This is a genomic window from Paenibacillus massiliensis subsp. panacisoli DSM 21345, from assembly GCF_000426545.1.
GTDB classification, from domain to species: domain Bacteria; phylum Bacillota; class Bacilli; order Paenibacillales; family Paenibacillaceae; genus Paenibacillus; species Paenibacillus panacisoli.
Genome location: NZ_KE384535.1, coordinates 173598 through 192176 on the forward strand (window position 1 = coordinate 173598; position 18579 = coordinate 192176).

The 18579-nt window shown below is 48.5% G+C and carries 15 protein-coding genes; 14 read left to right on the forward strand and 1 reads right to left on the reverse strand.

Annotated elements, in window-relative coordinates; all coding sequences use genetic code 11:
- The first annotated feature begins 105 nt into the window (after positions 1 to 105).
- Positions 106 to 1542, forward strand: coding sequence for a Gfo/Idh/MocA family oxidoreductase (locus K331_RS30670; protein ID WP_051290059.1), 1437 nt, complete (start codon positions 106 to 108; stop codon positions 1540 to 1542).
- 186 nt (positions 1543 to 1728) lie between these two features.
- Here the strand turns inward: K331_RS30670 and K331_RS30675 are convergent, their stop codons facing one another.
- Entirely contained in the window at positions 1729 to 5199 is a 3471-nt protein-coding gene (locus K331_RS30675) for an S-layer homology domain-containing protein (protein WP_051290060.1), read from the reverse strand.
- 269 nt (positions 5200 to 5468) lie between these two features.
- On the opposite strand from K331_RS30675, the gene K331_RS0126390 reads away from it, so the two are divergent.
- The 13 genes from K331_RS0126390 to K331_RS0126450 all read left to right on the forward strand — a co-directional run bounded on the left by K331_RS0126390 (position 5469) and on the right by K331_RS0126450 (position 18434).
- Positions 5469 to 5849 carry a hypothetical protein gene (locus tag K331_RS0126390; RefSeq protein ID WP_018882938.1) on the forward strand — a complete coding sequence of 127 codons (381 nt, stop codon included), beginning with the start codon at positions 5469 to 5471 and terminating at the stop codon, positions 5847 to 5849.
- A 313-nt stretch (positions 5850 to 6162) separates the two neighbouring features.
- Positions 6163 to 6717 carry a biotin transporter BioY gene (locus K331_RS0126395; RefSeq protein ID WP_028592616.1) on the forward strand — a complete coding sequence of 185 codons (555 nt, stop codon included), beginning with the start codon at positions 6163 to 6165 and terminating at the stop codon, positions 6715 to 6717.
- Positions 6718 to 6793: 76 nt separating this feature from the next.
- Positions 6794 to 8353, forward strand: a complete 1560-nt coding sequence (locus K331_RS0126400; protein ID WP_028592617.1) for a class I adenylate-forming enzyme family protein — start codon at positions 6794 to 6796, stop codon at positions 8351 to 8353.
- A 99-nt stretch (positions 8354 to 8452) separates the two neighbouring features.
- Positions 8453 to 9253 carry an energy-coupling factor transporter ATPase gene (locus K331_RS0126405; RefSeq protein WP_036635979.1) on the forward strand — a complete coding sequence of 267 codons (801 nt, stop codon included), beginning with the start codon at positions 8453 to 8455 and terminating at the stop codon, positions 9251 to 9253.
- Entirely contained in the window at positions 9238 to 10086 is an 849-nt protein-coding gene (locus tag K331_RS0126410; protein ID WP_028592619.1) for an ATP-binding cassette domain-containing protein, read from the forward strand. Before K331_RS0126405 ends, K331_RS0126410 begins: the two co-directional genes overlap by 16 nt.
- Positions 10087 to 10090: 4 nt before the next feature.
- The gene (locus K331_RS0126415; RefSeq protein WP_028592620.1) at positions 10091 to 10882 is read left to right on the forward strand and encodes an energy-coupling factor transporter transmembrane component T family protein; all 792 of its coding nucleotides are present in this window, start codon (positions 10091 to 10093) and stop codon (positions 10880 to 10882) included.
- A gap of 345 nt (positions 10883 to 11227) precedes the next feature.
- Complete coding sequence (locus K331_RS0126420; protein WP_028592621.1) at positions 11228 to 12205, forward strand: LacI family DNA-binding transcriptional regulator; 978 nt, start codon at positions 11228 to 11230, stop codon at positions 12203 to 12205.
- 6 nt (positions 12206 to 12211) lie between these two features.
- Positions 12212 to 13093 (forward strand): ribokinase, encoded by an 882-nt coding sequence (rbsK, locus tag K331_RS0126425; protein WP_028592622.1) that lies wholly within the window; start codon positions 12212 to 12214, stop codon positions 13091 to 13093.
- The gene (gene rbsD, locus K331_RS0126430) at positions 13090 to 13491 is read left to right on the forward strand and encodes a D-ribose pyranase (protein WP_028592623.1); all 402 of its coding nucleotides are present in this window, start codon (positions 13090 to 13092) and stop codon (positions 13489 to 13491) included. The genes rbsK and rbsD overlap by 4 nt, the downstream gene beginning before the upstream one ends.
- Positions 13492 to 13507: 16 nt before the next feature.
- Positions 13508 to 14989, forward strand: a complete 1482-nt coding sequence (locus K331_RS0126435; RefSeq protein WP_028592624.1) for a sugar ABC transporter ATP-binding protein — start codon at positions 13508 to 13510, stop codon at positions 14987 to 14989.
- A 1-nt stretch (position 14990) separates the two neighbouring features.
- Positions 14991 to 15959 (forward strand): ABC transporter permease subunit, encoded by a 969-nt coding sequence (locus tag K331_RS0126440; RefSeq protein ID WP_028592625.1) that lies wholly within the window; start codon positions 14991 to 14993, stop codon positions 15957 to 15959.
- 14 nt (positions 15960 to 15973) lie between these two features.
- Positions 15974 to 16906, forward strand: a complete 933-nt coding sequence (gene rbsB, locus K331_RS0126445; RefSeq protein ID WP_028592626.1) for a ribose ABC transporter substrate-binding protein RbsB — start codon at positions 15974 to 15976, stop codon at positions 16904 to 16906.
- 487 nt (positions 16907 to 17393) lie between these two features.
- Positions 17394 to 18434, forward strand: a complete 1041-nt coding sequence (locus K331_RS0126450; protein WP_028592627.1) for an NADH:flavin oxidoreductase — start codon at positions 17394 to 17396, stop codon at positions 18432 to 18434.
- Positions 18435 to 18579 lie beyond the last annotated feature (145 nt).

Consider the following 18579-nt stretch of genomic DNA (forward strand, 5'->3'; position numbering starts at 1 on the left):
CATGAGCTATTTTTCATTAAATTTTAGGCAAGATTCAGGCAAATTACAATTCTACAGGCAGCTAGCAAAATACGAAACTATATTAGACAGCATGGAGGTTATTGGATGATTCGATGGGGAATTCTTGGCGCAGGATATATTGCTAAACGTTTTGCAGCCTCACTACAAAACGAACCTAACAGTACATTATATGCCATCAGTGGCCGTGATGAGTTGAAGTTAAAGCTGTTTGCAGAACAGTACCCCTCCGATAAGCTGTACGTATCACATGCTGAGATGCTATCAGATCCTAATGTTGATGCGATCTATCTCGCATTGCCACATCATTTACACCATGAGTGGGCCATCAAAGCGATGCATGCAGGGAAGGCGGTCTTGTGTGAAAAACCTGCATCCTTGAATCTCAAGGAGATGCAAGACATCGCAGATACGGCTCAAAGTAAACATGTTCTCTTCATGGAGGCCATGAAACAGCGCTTTGTACCCGTATATAGAGAACTGCGGCGTAGAGTGGAAGCAGGTGAAATCGGTAACATTACCTCGATACATGCGAGTTTGTGTAATGAAATGCCTCCAGAAATGAATACATATCATGTTCAAGCAGGCCCAGGAGGCGCGTTGCTGGATGTGGGAACCTATTGTGCAAGTTGGATCGAGGACTTTTCGCTTGGAAACATTCAATTGGAAGCTGTAGCTGCTTCACAACGAGACTCCATTGATTATTACGTGGATGCCAAGCTCCGTGTGGGTGACGTGCAAGCGGGCCTCGAATGTGCATTTGATCGCCAGAAGGAACGAAAAGTCGTGCTCCAGGGAGAGAATGGGAGTATCATAGTCGAAGACCTTCATCGCCCTGTGAGCATGCTGGTCTGTCGAGATGGATATGAGCCTGAGAGGGTGCAACTTCCCTATGAATTCGATGATTTCTATAGCGAAATCCATCATTTTGTAGAGTGTCTGGAAAATGGACGAACTGAAAGTCACATTATGCCACTGTCAGCTTCTCTGCGTTGTGCAGAAATTCTGGATACAATACGAGCGGGTCTGACATATACCCCAGAATGCCTAGACGTATTGGTAGAACAAGAAAAGACACTTCAATATGATCGCTTTGGGGCTGAGGAAGCATTAAAGCTGGGGAACATTATCGCGGAATTAGCGAAGGATTATGACCGTGAAATTGCCGTCTCGATCTTCCGCGAAAGTGATGACCTTGTGTTATTTCAATATATGATGGACAGCAAGTCAGCTCGGAATATTAGCTATATGGAGGGGAAACGAAGAGCCGCCCTGGCAACAGGGCATTCCAGCCTGTGGATGCACGTGGATCATGTCTTGAATCATAACTGGAATACAGAGATGGAGAATGTACCCCATTTTATTCCTACCGGGGGAGCATTTCCTGTTCGGGTAAACAATGAATGGGTTGCGACACTTGCACTAAGTGGACTGCATGAAGGTAGAGACCATGAGCTTGTCATTCGTGCTCTAAGTGTTGCTCTAGACAAGCAAGTTCCTGTTTTCCCCTGTGCGGCGATTTGAGACACTGGAATGTTGGACTAGACTTACCCATGACACTGTAAAAACAACATGAAGAAGCCGTTCCACCTCTGAGGGAGGAGGGACGGCTTTTTCGTAATGCGGGAATCAAATCTTATATTTGATCTGGTCAACCTACTACCATTCATTCGACTGGAGTAATTCAGGTCAAGTCAGTCTAGCATCAGCTTAGCCGGGAATGCCGAAGTCGTTATCTCCACCTAGAATACTTTGCTCTTGCTCCGCTCCCTGTTCTGCATCTTGATCAGCAGGATCTGCTTCAGGAGTACTTGGATTCTCATTTGGATTTTCGACTATTGGTTCGCCTCCATCCTGCGTAGGCTCATTAGCTTCAGGTTCAGTAGCTTCAGGCTCAGATGGGACTTCACTATTGCTAGCTCCATCATTGTCCTCAGTAACGTTATCCTCACCCTGCGAAGGCTCTTCGACTGGAGGCGTCGGATTTACCGGATCTGCTGGTGGATTATCCGTGCTTTGGACAGGTTCATCACTAGTGAAAGGGATGCCTGGATCATCGCCCGGAATACCGCCTGAATTGTTGCTTCCTTGATTAGAAAGGAACAGCTCAAATTCTTCAATACTCTTCTTCAAAGCAACGTATTGTGACAGCGTATCCTCAAAGCTCTCTGCATCCTCCAACGACTGCATTTCGAATAAAGCCATCAGCATATCAATATACTCTTGAGATTCGCTTTCTGGTTGGTTGGAATATTGATCCCCGTACAGGATAGCTTTCTCAATGGTATCGTCTATCATCGGTTGTGTAATCCATGGCAATTGGAAGTTGTGTAGAGCATTTGCCAGATCCAACTGCGCCTCATCAATACTCTCCTGAGAAATATTTTCACTGGAAATCACTGCATCTGCATTAGCGATAGCCATGTACAAGCTCTGGCCCGTCGGATGATACTTCCCATACGCGTCATAATCTGCCTTGGCCTGATCAAGAATTGTCAGCAAAGCAGCTTTGTCCAAAATTTGAACCTGCTGAAGTCCATTTGACAGATCCGTCACAGCATTGAACAGGATAAACAGGGCAGGGGAATCGATCTGAGCAGCCTGGTTGGCATTCAACAGCAACATATTAAGGTAGTTCTCATCCTGTGGAGACATGTTGCCCGATTGGGTGGTGAGTAGATCGTCCGCTTGCTGAATAAGCAAATTCAGCTGGTGTCTATAATCAAGCTTTTTGTCAGCCAGCTGTTCCTTGAACAAGAGATAGTCTTGCTCCAGCGCTGTATACTGCTGATTTATATCTTGCTGGCTTGAAGTGCTGCCTGGCTGATACATGTTCATGCTGTTACTCAGCAAGCTATCCATCGTCTGATATTCTAGTGGCATGATGGAGCTCAAATAAGGCTCACTATTCAGTGATTGGATAATGGTGTTAACAAGCAGGGACAAGGCCAAGGTATCTACTTGCTCACCTGGGTTGTTAATGCCGCTCCAGTTAGAAAGCTTAGAGGTCAATTCATGCAGAATCCCATCTACCTCAGGCTGGGTCATAGCCTTGTGCATCTTCTTTGTGTAGAAATTCAGCATATCACTGAGGACTACATCTGCCGGATGAAGCTCGGTCAGTTCGCCAACTTCATGTAACTTGGCATTCAGAGCCGTGAAATTGACGGATTGGATGAGCAGGTACTCATCATACATGGCCTGTACTTGGCTTGCAGTGATCTGAAGCTCCTCCAGGCTTGAAGCGGTGTTGGCATAGACGAGCATAGCTTGGAATGCTGTCGGCTTGAAGCGATCTGCGTCTGTGAAATCCACATCCGGTAAGGAATTAATAGCGTTCAACAATTGGAGCGCAGGAAGCTTGATGGATATGGATGCCATATATAATTTGGTCTTCTTAGCTAGCTGAGTTGTTGCAGCATCGACATCTGCTTGCGTCGTATTACTATTCACTAGTACCTGCTGAGCATCGAGAATGGCCGTCTGTAAGTAGTCGTTCCATACGCGAGGCAGCTCATTGTCATTCTCGGGAAGCATAGATTGCGTCGAAATACGCAGCTGTTGATCCAGGGCAGTCAGATCAATCGAGCCCTGTTGCACAGCTGATCCAAGGTAGATCTGGATGGCAGTATTTAGCTGCAGCACTGCTTCATTCACGGCAGCCTGATTGGCCTGATTATTGTTCAGTACCCCGATGGCGAGTTCAATCGCGGAGCCCAGGCTGTCCTTGGCCGCTTGCGGATACAAGTTACGGTCAGGTCCACCTTCGCCAGCACGATTCAGCAGAGAACCAGCATGGTTAATCGTGGTCTCAAGGGCCACACGGTCCACAGCCGGGCTCTCATTGCCGCTGTTGCCACCGCCATTGTTGGAGTTGGGTCTGGAGCTGCTGGTATCTGGTGGGGTCACCACCTGCGCTTGATCAGGATTGGCATTGCCGTTCAAGCCGTTCACAGCTTGCTTCATAGCGTTATAGTTGATAACCACATCAGACGGAAGCTTGTTCGGGTCCAGGCGCAGCTGCTGAATCAAAGCCCGTTCCTGAAGGGTAATAAAAGGAATACCATTGTAGCCTGTAGTATCCAGTTCCCTAATAGTACCATTGATAAAGAGCTTGCTTAAGCCTTGTAGGAGAGAGAGACGGTTAATGAAAGCTTCGCCTTGTGTCAGCAATGTAGCGTTACTATCCAAGGCCAGCTGCTCCAGGCGGGTCGTACCCGTGGCAGTCAGCTTTGCGTCCTTCGCAATAATGGTAACTTTGGATAAGCTGCTGTTATCTAGAATGACCTCCACGGAATCGGTACCCCGGATTTCTAGCTCACCTGTAGAAGTGAGATTCTTCACGGTCACAGACCCATTAATGATTAATTTGCCGTTGAAGGTTGCTCCCGCACCATCGAGAGTTCCACCATTGCCATTCAGCTCCAGAGTGTTAATACCTGTTACGGTACGAAGACTGCGGTTCAAGTCCAGCTTGGCTCCCTTGAGTACGTTTCCATTTTCTACACCAAGTAGCCCCTGGAGGGTACTGCCAATCTGGTAGGGTATATTACCGATCCGCACAGTGTTCCCGTCGGTAACAACTTCACCAACAGGATGATCTAGCAGCTGCAGGAAAAATTCTGCTCCGTGCTCGCGGTTCAGCGGGGCATTCAGCTCCTCACTGGACTCCACGAGGGATAGTCCGTAGCTGCGAGCAATGTCAACTGGCGTCTGAGCGTCAACGCTGCTGTCATCGGCGTGCAGCTCCATAGAGCGAACGAGGATCGAGATCAGATCAGCGCGAGTGACTGCATCATTGGGACGGAACAACTCACCGTCTCCTCCCATGAAGCCTGCCTCACGTACTGCCTCAATATAAGAAGCGCTCCAGGCAGTCGAAGATACATCCATGAAGGAGGTCATTTGCTGCGGGCTGGTATTCAGTTGAAAGATGAGGGACAGAATCTTGGCTGTCTCGGCACGGGTTAGTACCTTGTCAGCCATGAAATCTCCTTGTGTCCCTCCGGTCATAAATCCTAGCTCTCGCACCTGCTTGATGGCGTCCGACTCAGTAGATACTGCATCAGCCGCATAAGCGGTTAAGGATGCGTAAGAGAATGGTAGAATAATGACAGATCCGGTAGCGATTCCTAGGATCATAGCTGAGGCAACCAGCTTATTGCGTTTGACTTTTTTCAAAATGCTCACTCCCGGTTCTAGTTGATATGCACAATTTTGCATGATTTGGGTATTAAGTCGCAGGGAGTTCTGAGCTAATTAGAGTGTCGTAAGAACTATGCATTTACATTATAGATGCGGCCACTGAACCGATTCTGAACAACGAGGAATGCGGGTATAATCCGATAACTATTACGGCAGAAGTCTCTCGTCTTGATGGGGGTCTCATGCTATACTGGAGGAAAAAGATGCCAAAATAACACTGCACATTTATGTATAGGAGGTTGGCTATGTTTACGACGAGTCTGATACTGATCTACGTTGCAATCTCCATGTTCACGAGTCTGATCATTGTGTGGTTCGTGTATACGACACTGAGGGCCAAGCGTAGTACGCTACAGGGGCGTACCCAAATTCTAATGAAAGGTGTTCCAGCCAAGGCATTCATTCATGCAGTGCACCCAACATCGTCGTCGATGGATGGACAGCCTGGGGTCACTCTGGAGCTAACTGTGACACAGCAGGATGGTCGAACCTTTCCAGCGATGATCAAAACGTTTATACCGATTATTCATATTCCGCAATTCCAAAAGGGTAAGGAGATCGACGTTAAATATCTGGAGATTGGGGACGAGCGCAGAGTTGAGGTCGTGGGGGCTTATGTCCCATGAATAATTTAATAATAGGGTGGGAATACGCCTGGGAGAAGCGATCTCGATTGCTTTTTCCGGGTCTTTTTGTGCGTAAACGTGAATGTCAGCTTTTCTTTGCCCGGCAGAGAGGCAGCTGTTATTCCCCTGAAAGTCATGAAGTATTAAATTAGATTTGGTTCATAGATTGACTGCGCGCCGTATTGTCAACCTATGTGTAAAATACAGGTTTACAATGTGCGTGCCAAAGGCTATAATTCTATTCGGTAACGTCGAGAGGGCGCTGCTATGACATTATTTGATTATATTTTGACTATTCATGGAGGTTATCAATTTGAGTACAAAAGAAATGGTATACGCAGCGTTGTTTGCTGCCTTCATTGGCGTACTGGGCATGATTCCACCTATTCCACTCGGCTTCATCCCTGTCCCGATCACTGCACAGACACTTGGGGTCATGCTTGCAGGGTGTTTCCTCGGCAAGAGAATGGCACTGTTCAGCCTGATCTTGTTCCTCGTCTTGGTTGCTATAGGCTTACCGATTCTGCCAGGCGGACGTGGAGGGATCTCTGCGCTGATCGGGCCCTCTATTGGCTTCATTATCAGCTGGCCAATCGCAGCCTTTTGCATCGGATTTGCTACTGAGAAGGTATGGCCTAAGCTGACGACCTGGAAGCTTGTGCTCATCAACTTTGCATTTGGTATCATACTTGTGAGTCTAATAGGTGCTCCTGTCATGGCGATTATTACGAATACGTCTATATGGGCCGGAATCGTGGGGGCGGCTGCCTATATACCGGGTGATATCATCAAGGCGGTGATTGCAGCGGTAATTGCTGTTCGAATCAAGTCACTTAGTCCCATCGAAGAGAAAGTTCACAATACTTAGCCCTTCGAGTTGCCAATGTGTGTCGACATTAACTTCACCAATGTAGCTATCTATTACTTAGAAGGTGGGAGAAGCATTGAACCTATTGCAGCCGATATTCGACCAGGTTGACCGCTCGCCTGATCGAGTCGCGATTTCCTGCTCACAGAAGCAGCTCACCTATGTACAATTGAAGCAACGTGTATCAAGTGTAGCCAACGGTCTCAGACAACATGGAGTACGTCATGCTAGAGTAGCCATTCTGTCTGCGAATCGGATCGAATTCGTGGAAGTGTTCCTGGGGGCCATCCAGGCGGGCTGTGTTCCCGTTCTACTTGACCCGACATGGAATGATGTACAACTGAACGCAATGCTCCGACACTGTCAGGCGCAGGTGCTGTTCGTTGAGCAGCGACATGTACACAGGGTATCTGCCGAATGCTTGCAGATAGGCCAAATTGTCTTCGAGGAACAGCATTTTCAGGGACAGAATCGTGAGCTTGATGCTATTCACCCATGCGATACGCTCGCCGAGGAGCATAGGAACAGATCCACCACCCTCTACAAGCAGTGGATGAATTTGCTGGAGCCTGAGGTTGCTGTACAGGATGATAATGAACTGTTGTTTGTCGGATATACGTCTGGAACGACGGGTATGCCCAAAGGCTATATGCGTACTCACGCCTCCTGGCTGGCCAGCTTTGAAGCTACAGCGGAGGCATTCCAGCTACATGAGATGAAGCAGGTGGTGGCTCCGGGTCCATTCGTGCATTCTTTGTCACTGTTCGCGCTGGTTCAGAGCTTGTATAGTGGAGCGACCTTTCATATTGTACATAGATTTGATGCTGCTGAAGTGTTACAGCTATGTACTCATTATCCAGAGATGATTCTATTCGTAGTGCCCACGATGATTGATGCGCTCTCACAACAGGCTATTCCGGGAGAGACCCGGGTGCAGGCCCTGATCAGCTCTGGGGGCAAGTGGACGGAGCGCTCCAGACTGCATTGCAAGACTGTATTTCCAGAAGCGAAGCTGTATGAATATTATGGTTCCTCCGAGGCGAGCTATATCAGCTATATGGATGTGTATGAGGAAAAAGGAGCAGATGCCCTTGGACGACCTTTTCAAGGGGTGGATATCTCAATCCGCGACGATGAGTTCAGAGAAGTGCCAGTGAATACGGTAGGAGAGCTGTATCTTCGTAGTCGTATGATGTTTTGCGGCTATGATCAACTGCCGGAGGCTACTGCCGCTGTATTCTGCGATGGCTGGCTGAAGGCCGGAGATTTCGTCTATATGGATGAAGAAGGGTATTTGCATTTGGCTGGTCGAGCCAGCCATATGATCAAGACCGGCGGACTGAAGGTGTTTCCTGAAGAAGTCGAGGCGGTACTACAAGGTATCCCGGCGATCCAGGAGATTATGGTATTGGGCGTTCCCGATGATCGCTGGGGAGAGAAGGTGGCTGCACTCGTCCAATGGACGGATGGACAGCGCTGGACGACGGAGGAGATTCACGCCTATTGTCGCCTGCTGCTGCCCGACTACAAAGTGCCCAAGGACTATATTACGGTGGAAGAGTTCCTCTACACTGGCAGTGGGAAAATCGCACGGCATGCCATGGAAGTGTCCGTGAAGACGCAATTACATAAATGAGGAGCCCATTGTGAAAAGGAATGGATGCACGTCTTGTCTAACTCATAGGACCTGGAGACATTTTTCACGGCGTGGAAGCGCCAGAAAGCAGGAGTAGTAATGCTTACTATAGATAATGTTCTTTTCTACTATCGCAAGGGTCAAACGATTCTTGATCAGATCAGCTTGACGATACGTCCGGGTGAATTCGTGGCGATCGTTGGTGGGAACGGCTCCGGCAAGTCTACACTAGCGAGATTGATGAATGGATTGGTATTGCCAAAGTCGGGTCGTGTGAAGCTTGCAGCTCTGGATACCTCGGTACCTGCTGAGCTGAACGAGATTCGGCAGCAGATCGGGCTTGTCTTTCAAAATCCGGATGATCAATTCATTACCACGACCGTCATGGATGAGATTCTGTTCGGCATGGAGAACATTCGTGTGCCGAGGAAGGAAATGGACGTACGGCTTCAGCACGCTCTTCAGTCTGTGCAGATGGAGGAGTACGCCGAGGCCATGCCGCACCAGCTGTCAGGAGGTCAGAAGCAGCGTGTCGCCATCGCAGCGATTATTGCGATGCAGCCACGTATCCTGATTCTTGATGAAGCCACCTCTATGCTTGATCCTCATAGCAGGCAGCAGGTCATGTCCATTGTACAGCAGCTGTATCGGCAAGGAATGACCATCATCCATATCACTCACCACATGGAGGAGGTGCTGTCTGCCGACCGTGTATTGCTGCTGGATCAGGGCCAGATCGTATTTGATGGAGAGCCGGCTACAATGTTCGCCACGGTCCCGCTGGCAGACTATAAGCTAGAGCAGCCCTTCGCCGCGAGGCTTCACCAGCGGCTTCACATGAGCACTCCCCTGACAGCAGACTGGAAGGAGATGATACGTTCCCAATGGTCTATGAAATGAATAAGATTAATGCTAGCTATAATGAGCATAAGGCGTTGCAGGATATCAGCTGTATCTTGCGCCCGGGGAAGTGGATTTCACTCATCGGATCGAGCGGAGCTGGGAAATCAACCTTTGCCAAAGTACTAAAGGGGCTTATTCCAGACTTTACTGGCGAATACAGGATAGATCATCATTCACCATCCAGAGACAAGAAAGGCATGATGAAGATCGTTCCGGAGATCGGTTATGTGTTCCAGTACCCGGAGCATCAGCTGTTCGAGACGACCGTGTATCGTGAACTGGCTTTCGCTCTTGGCGTACAGGGATACTCGCAGCAGGCGATCAGACAAGCTATTGAGCAGATCTTGCCCAAGGTCGGTCTCAATGAGGCTTTGCTTGATTCTGCGCCGTTCCAGCTCAGCGGTGGGCAGAAGCGGCGTGTAGCGCTGGCCTCTGTGCTGATGCTGCAGCCGAGGCTGCTCATTCTGGATGAGCCGACGGCTGGTCTGGACCCGATTGGCCGCAAGGGACTGCTTCAAATGCTGCAGCAATGGCAGCGAGCGGAGGACCACCGTACAGTATTATTTATTTCCCATCATATTGAGGATGTGGAGGAATACTCGGATGAGGTGATTGTCCTGCATGAAGGGCGGCTTCTGGGACATTTGGACGCAGAGGAGCTTTTCCTGAATCGCTCTGACTTGCTGACTACAGCGGGATTACCGCTACCGGAGCCCGTACAGCTGTTAAGGCTAATTGAGGAACTGTCCGGGCAGATAATTCCTGTCAGTAGCAGTCGGGAACAGGATATTCTTCAGCATATTTTGCCGATCTGGCAGGAGAGAGAGTAGCTGTATGAAAAATAGTATATTGCCAGGTCAGTATGTGAGTGCCGATTCATTGCTTCACCATCTGGACCCACGTACGAAGCTAGTCGCCTTGCTCGTGCTGATGCTGGGCTTCCTGATGATGGACACGCTTCTCGGTTATGCATTTGCAACAATATTTGTACTATGGACATTACTAATTTCCAAAATTCAGCTGGGTCGCTTGTTCAGTGGGCTGAAGCCAGTATTGCTCATTCTATTGTTCACATTGCTGTATCATGCGTTTCTAAGTAGCGGGTCTACGGTTCTCTGGACCTGGTCGTTCATCCGAATAACCAGTGAGGGAGTGCTGCTGGGGATCTTTGTCGTGTGGCGGATTATGCTCATGATCCTGCTGGCATCCCTGCTAACGCTGACTACCCAGCCGCTAATATTGGCACAGGGGCTAGAACGACTGTTATCGCCATTATCCAGACTGAAGGTGCCGGTAGAACAATTTGCTCTTATGATTGTGATCGCCATCCGCTTTATACCTACTATCGTTCAGGAACTGGACCGAGTTCTACTGGCACAGAAGGCCAGAGGCTATGACATTGCTGCTGTTAGATGGCCTAGGCGTATGTTTGCGTACATTCCTGTATTGGTGCCGCTCTTCATGACGACGATTCAACGTGCCGAGCAACTAACACAGGCCATTGATGCAAGAGCCTATGGCGACGGCAAAGGGAGAACCATGTACCGACAGCTTGTGTTCCGGCAAAGGGACCTGTGGGTTAGTGGTGTCGCGTTCGGTGTCGCACTACTGTTAGCGCTACTGTGAGGGAATGTGTTCAAATCTGCCAAGCGACTTCATTGTTATTCTGGCAACAAGAACATATTTCCCTTGAAAGCCGCTTATAGAGCGGCTAATTTGATTAGTGCAAGTTGTTGTCCCAAGTCAAGGATATGAGCTTGTACCGTCTAGCCATGAGATCAAATCTCTGTCGTAGAGATAGGTATGTCAGGACTGCTTTCTGTATAAGATACTGCACACAAGCGATACTAACGTTGGTTTCGTCAGAGAATTCGATGTTGGATATTATTCCCAAAGACAAATGGCTTGCTAAATGAAAAAGGATATGTTAATTTAAGTGTGTAACCGGTTACACACAGGAGTGAACATTTCATGACAACGATTAAAGATGTAGCGAATCTGGCTGGCGTATCGGTAGCCACTGTTTCAAGGGTCATTAACGACAGGGGATACGTCCATGCGGACACACGCAAGAAAGTGGAGGACGCTGTAAAAGCGCTTAACTTTTCCCCCAATGAAGTGGCCCGCTCTCTATATAAGCGCAAGTCCAAACTGATTGGCCTATTGCTGCCCGACATTGCCAATCCGTACTTTCCCCAGCTTGCTCGTGGGGTAGAGGATGGCATGCAGCAGCAGGATTATAGACTCCTATTCGGAAATAGCGATGAGGATGAACAGAAGGAACAGGATTACATCCAGACGTTTATCCAGAATAACGTAGTTGGTGTGATATCTTCAACGAACTATCCTCATTCATCTATATATAACAACCTGAAGATTCCGGTGGTGTTTCTCGATAGGACGTCACTAGATCGGCCATCTGTGTATGCAGATGGTAGAGAAGGAGGAAGACTGGCGGCCAAGGAGATCATCAAGCGCGGCAGCCGCCGCATCACGGTGATGCAGGGACCGTCACATATCAGACCAGCCCAGGATCGTTTTGAAGGAGCCATCGAAGCCATTCGTGCTGAAGGGCTAGACTTCCGGGTGATCCAGACGACCTCTTTTTCTTTTAACGCGGCAGGTGTATGGGCGAAGGAGCTATTCAGCAACTACGCAGACACCGACGGAATCATTGCCAGCAATGATATTGCGGCTATGGCTGTGCTACATGAGGCAGCACGAATTGGGAGAAAGGTCCCCGATGATGTACAGGTTATCGGCTTTGACGATATTCCGATGAGTGGTCTGTTATCACCAGCTTTGTCTACCATCCGCCAGCCAGCCTACGAGATGGGAAGAGAAGCAGCGAGCTTACTTATCCAGCTTGTCGAGCAAGCTGCAGTTGAGAATAAAAACATACAATTACCTGTTGAATTCATTGAACGAGGTACTACGAGAAAGGCGTGAGGATCGATGGCTAAAATATGCGTGATCGGCAGTAGTTCGATGGATCTAGTGGTTACCTCCTCCAGGCGGCCAGGAGCAGGTGAAACTGTTCTTGGCGATAGCTTTACAACGGTTCCTGGAGGCAAAGGGGCCAATCAGGCAGTTGCGGCTGCCCGATTGGGAGCTGAGGTTACGATGATTGGTCGGGTAGGTGATGACTCGTTTGGTAAAGATATTTTGGCGAATTTCAAAGAGAATCATGTAAATACGCAAAATGTGAAACCGGTTACACATTCGGAAAGCGGAACGGCTCATATCATACTGGCTGAAGGTGATAATAGTATAGTCGTTGTTGAAGCTGCGAATCGTGAAGTGACTCCCGCCTATGTTGATGAGGCATCAGAGGCCATTCGGGAGGCAGATATCGTCTTGATTCAGCAGGAGATTCCAGAGGAGACTGTCGTTCACGTGAGCAAGCTATGCGCTCAATTCGGGACCCCGTTGCTGCTCAATCCTGCTCCTGCGCGAATGTTGCCACAAGAAGTCATTGACCAGGCTTCCTATATTACACCAAACGAACACGAAGCTGAAATATTGTTTCAGGGCATGAGTCCGGCAGAAGCATTGCGACAATATCCCAACAAGCTGTTTATTACAGAAGGCAGTAAGGGAGTACGTTATTTTGACGGGGATGAGGAAATTTTAGTACCAACTTACCGAGTAGAGGCTGTAGATACGACTGGAGCAGGTGATACGTTCAACGCTGCATTTGCAGTTGCATTGGCGGAGAGACGACCATTGCAGGAGAGTATCCGCTTCGCCAATCGGGCTGCCTCGTTGTCTGTGACCAAGTTCGGAGCGCAAGGCGGTATGCCCATGCGTGATGAAGTGGAGGCGAGTCTGTCATGAAAAGAAATGGCATACTGAACAGTCATATTTCCAAAATATTAGCTGATCTAGGTCATACCGACACCATTGCAATTGCAGATGCGGGGCTCCCGGTCCCGGACGGTGTGCTAAAGATTGATCTGGCCCTCAGACTGGGAACACCAAGCTTTCGTGACATCGTGGAACTGATCGCAGAGGATATGGTGATTGAAAAAGTGATTGTAGCGGAGGAGATTCGAGTGGGCAATCCAGCAGCTCTGAGCTTCGTGTTGGAGAAGTTCGGACAAGATGCGATTGATTTAACCTTAAGCCATGAAGAGTTCAAGCTATTAACACGGCAGGTGAAGGCGATTATTCGCACAGGGGAAGCGACCCCATATGCCAATTGCATTTTACAAGCGGGAGTCCACTTCGGCTAAAAAAGGAGGCTGCAAAATGCATATTCAGATGCAGGATATTCATAAAGCATTCGGCACCAATCAAGTGCTGAGCGGGGTGGATTTCGAGTTACAGGAAGGCGAGGTCCACGCTCTAATGGGGGAAAACGGAGCCGGAAAATCCACGCTGATGAACATACTGATTGGTCTCCATCAGCGAGATCAAGGTAAGATCACTATTGACGGAAAGGAGACCTATTTTGGCAGTCCGAAGGAAGCAGAGGAGCTGGGCATCACCTTTATCCATCAGGAGCTGAACGTATGGCCCGAAATGACCGTGCTGGATAATCTATTCATCGGCAAGGAGATAACATCTTCTCTGGGGCTACTAAATACGAAACAAATGAAAGCGCTTGCCAATGAGCAATTTGCCAAATTGTCCGTACCCATTCCATTAGAACGGCCTGCGGGAGAGTGCTCCGTGGGACAGCAGCAAATGATTGAGATTGCCAAGGCATTAATGACGGATGCCAAGGTCATCATTATGGATGAACCAACAGCAGCACTCACGGAGCGCGAGATCCAGAAGCTGTTTGGCGTCATTGCCTCGCTCAAGGAGAACGGTGTATCCATTGTCTACATCTCTCACCGCATGGAGGAGATCTTCACGATCTGCGACCGGATTACGATCATGCGTGATGGCAGAACCGTAGATACCAAAGCCATTGCTGAGACAAACTTTGATGAAGTGGTACGAAAAATGGTCGGCCGCGAATTGACGGAACGTTATCCTGTTCGAAACCCTTCTTATGGAGAAGTGGTTCTGGAAGTCCGAAATGCGAGCAGCAAAGGACTATTCCAGAATGTAAGCTTCGAGGTTAGAGCGGGTGAAGTTCTTGGTTTTGCAGGACTTATGGGCTCGGGGCGGACGGAGATTATGAGAACAATCTTTGGTCTGGATCGGATGGATAGCGGGGAGCTCTTCATACGTGGTCATAAAGTGAACATCCGTAAACCGACAGATGCGGTCAGTCATGGCATCGGTTTCATTACGGAGGATCGCAAGGACGAGGGACTGGTGCTTGACTTCTCTATTCGTGAAAATATGGTTCTGCCTAACCTGTTCAGTTTCTCCAGCAAAGGCTTCATCTCGGGTGCAAAGGAGCAAGAATTTGTCGATACGCTAATCCAACGTCTACAGATCAAAACGCAATCCTCGGAAACCTCTGCACGGAATCTATCCGGCGGTAATCAGCAAAAGGTTGTTATTGCCAAATGGATTGGAATTGGTCCAAGTGTACTCATCCTTGATGAACCTACGCGTGGTGTAGATGTCGGAGCGAAGCGTGAAATCTATCAGCTAATGAATGAACTGACAGACCGAGGCGTTGCAATTATCATGGTGTCGTCAGAGCTGCCTGAGGTGCTCGGCATGAGTGACAGGGTTGCGGTGGTACATGAAGGCCACATTAGTGGTGTGCTGTCGAGGGAAGAAGCCACACAGGAAAAGATAATGACATTGGCTACAGGGGGACAATGATATGACAACCATTCAGGATAAAAAGGCCCAAAGCGGTGTGCGATTCTCGAATATAACTCAAAAAATGGGGCCATTGCTCGGCTTGATCATTCTTATTCTCATCGTTTCCATTTTGAATCCAAGCTTCTTGGAACCGCTTAACATTCTGAACTTGCTACGTCAGGTTTCGATTAATGCACTTATCGCCTTCGGTATGACATTTGTTATTCTAACTGGCGGAATTGATTTGTCGGTTGGCTCAATTCTGGCTTTATCCAGTGCCTTTGTAGCTAATATGATGGTATCTGGCTTTGATCCGATCTTATCCATCATTGTCGGTGTAGCGCTAGGTGGTGTCATGGGAATGGTTAACGGCCTCATGATCACAAAAGGGAAGATGGCACCGTTTATCGCCACGTTGGCTACGATGACCATTTTCAGAGGATTAACGCTGGTATACACGAACGGCAACCCGATTACAGGGCTTGGCGACAGCCTGATTTTCCAATTATTTGGCCGAGGTTACTTACTGGGGATTCCAGTACCAGCGATTACTATGCTGATTGCGTTTATGGTGCTATGGATCATTTTGCATAAGACAGCCTTTGGTCGCAAAACGTACGCAATCGGTGGCAATGAGAAAGCCTCCATCATCTCAGGAATCAAAGTAACACGTGTTAAAATCATGATTTACTCTCTGGCAGGTATGCTAGCAGCTCTGGCCGGAGCGATTCTGACATCACGCTTGAATTCAGCACAGCCAACAGCGGGGACATCCTATGAATTGGATGCGATCGCGGCTGTTGTACTGGGCGGTACGAGCCTTGCAGGAGGCCGGGGAAGAATTGTCGGCACATTGATCGGTGTTCTGATTATTGGGGTACTGAATAACGGCTTGAACCTGCTTGGTGTGAACTCCTTCTACCAAATGGTGGTGAAGGGCGTCGTGATTGCCATTGCCGTCCTGCTGGACCGCAAGAAAACAGCATAAGGAGAGAAACAAACATGAAAAAGTGGACTTTAACGCTCGTAAGCATGCTGATGATTATTGTGTTGGCCGGGTGCTCCCTGGAGCCACCGGAGTGGGCAAAGCCTGATTCTGCTGGAAGCGGCGGATTGAAGAAAATCGGTCTCTCAATCTCTACGTTGAACAATCCATTTTTTGTATCCCTAAAGGATGGGGTCGTTGCTGAAGCCCAAAAACAAGGGATTGAGGTCATTGTTGTTGATGCGCAGAACGATTCAGCTAAGCAAACCAACGATGTGGATGATCTCCTGCAGCAGGGTGTAAATGCACTGCTCATTAATCCTGCCGATTCTGCGGCAATCTCGACAGCGGTTCAATCCGCCAACAGCGTTGGCATACCTGTTATCACGCTGGATCGGTCTGCAGATCGAGGCGACGTGGCGGCTTTAGTGGCATCGGATAACGTCAAAGGAGGACGTATGGCAGCGGAATACTTTGTTGCACAGCTTGGCAAGGGAGCCAAAGTCATCGAGCTTGAGGGAGTGCCGGGCGCTTCTGCAACGAGAGAAAGGGGCAAGGGCTTCCATGAGATCGCGGATGAACAGCTTGATGTGGTTGCTACACAATCTGCGGATTTCGATCGGTCCAAGGGATTGAACGTCATGGAAAATCTGCTGCAAGGTAATCCTGAAGTGCAAGCGGTATTTGCCCACAATGACGAGATGGCACTGGGCGCTATAGAAGCCATTCAGAGCTCGGGCAAAAATATTCCTGTGATCGGATTCGACGGTAATGATGATGCGATTAAATCCATTCAGGACGGAAAATTAACGGCAACCGTTGCTCAACAGCCTGTAATTATTGGTGAGTTGGCGGTGAAAGCTGCACTGGACGTGCTGGATGGCAAGCAGGTAGAGCAGGTCATTCCTGCTGAATTGAAGCTGGTGACAGAGGACAACGTAAACAACTAAAGTATGTTCGACATTCCGTTCTGGGCGAAGGGTCCGGAAGCGGGATGTCTTTCTGTTTATGAGAAGGTAATGCTGTCTTTATAACTAAATCATTGTGCACAATTATTTTTATTGACTGCATGGTCAATAAATGATAAAGTAACGCTGAGATATAGCTGTTGTACAGAGCAAGATGGTACTGCGTATAGTAATAACGCCTGTCACATCTTGTTTTTTTGAAGTTATTTTTGACTTTGTAGTCAAAAATAATATTTCATGATTTTACCAACTATAGATTTAACCCATCCTATTTCGAAAGGGAGGTGACAGGGGACTATTACTTATCTCATGATCTAACCACCCTATACTTACTCTTGTTCTCATCATTGCATGAGAAGGATATTGTTCCAATTATAGATATGCTTCGTTTCTCTGTGCGCTGTAATTCTTAGTAGTGTCATTCGAAAGTTAATATAAATATATTATTTCAAATCTTAGGAGGCAATGTATGAAACCTACTGTATCCCTGGAAGCACTGTTTACACCGTTCAACTCCAGCAAGCTGAGTCTGTCAAATCGCTTCGTTATGGCGCCGATGACTCGTCAGTTCTCCCCAGACGGAATTCCCGGTAAGGATGTAGCTGCTTACTATCGCCATAGAGCAGAGAATGAAGTAGGTTTAATTATCACCGAGGGTACGATCGTTAACCATCCAGATGCGTCCAATCAGGAGAACGTTCCACATTTCTTCGGAGAAGCTGCTTTGAAGGGATGGGAGCATGTAGTGGCTGAGGTGCACGCAGCAGGAGGACGCATCGTTCCGCAGCTGTGGCACATGGGAGCCAAGGGAGACGTAGGTGAATATAACGAGGCTGAAGTCAAAGAAATCGTTCAGGCGTTCGGCCAAGCAGCTGCTGAAGCCAAACGAGTCGGCTTTGACGGCATTGAGCTCCACGGCGCGCATGGGTACCTCATTGATCAATTTTTCTGGGAGAAAACGAATCCCCGTACAGATCAGTATGGCGGCGATATGGTAGGACGCACCCGTTTTGCGGTAGAAGTCATTGAGGCTTGTCGTGAAGCTGTCGGCCCTGACTTCCCTATCATTTTGCGCTATTCGCAGTGGAAGAGTAATGAGTACACGGCTAAGCTGGCGGATAGCCCTGAGCAGCTGGAGCAATTTTTGGCTCCTCTGGTGGAAGCAGGCGTTGACATCTTCCATTGCTCTACACGTCGTTTTTGGGAGCCGGAGTTTGCAGGTTCTGACCTGAATCTGGCTGGCTGGACGAAGAAGCTGACGGGCAAACCTACGATTACAGTCGGATCTGTAGGATTGGACGGTGATTTCATGAGCTTCTTCACCACGGGTCAAGGAGCTAACCATGTTGGCGTCGAAGCGCTGGTAGAACGAGTGGAGCAAGGGGAATTCGATCTGGTCGCTGTAGGCCGTGCCCTGCTGTCCGACCCTGCATGGGTGCGCAAGATTCACGAGGGCAATGCTGAGGCATTGATTCCATTCACGGCGGAAGCCATCAAGACACTGTCATAAGGGGAGTAAAGGCAGGTCTAGAGTGATATTCCAAAGGTTATTCCCAACTACTATTTCATAGTGTTACTTGATAATAGGCCGTCCGAATCTCGGGCGGCCTAATGTATTACTCTCCCAAGAGAATAATCTCTCAGATATCTCCAAC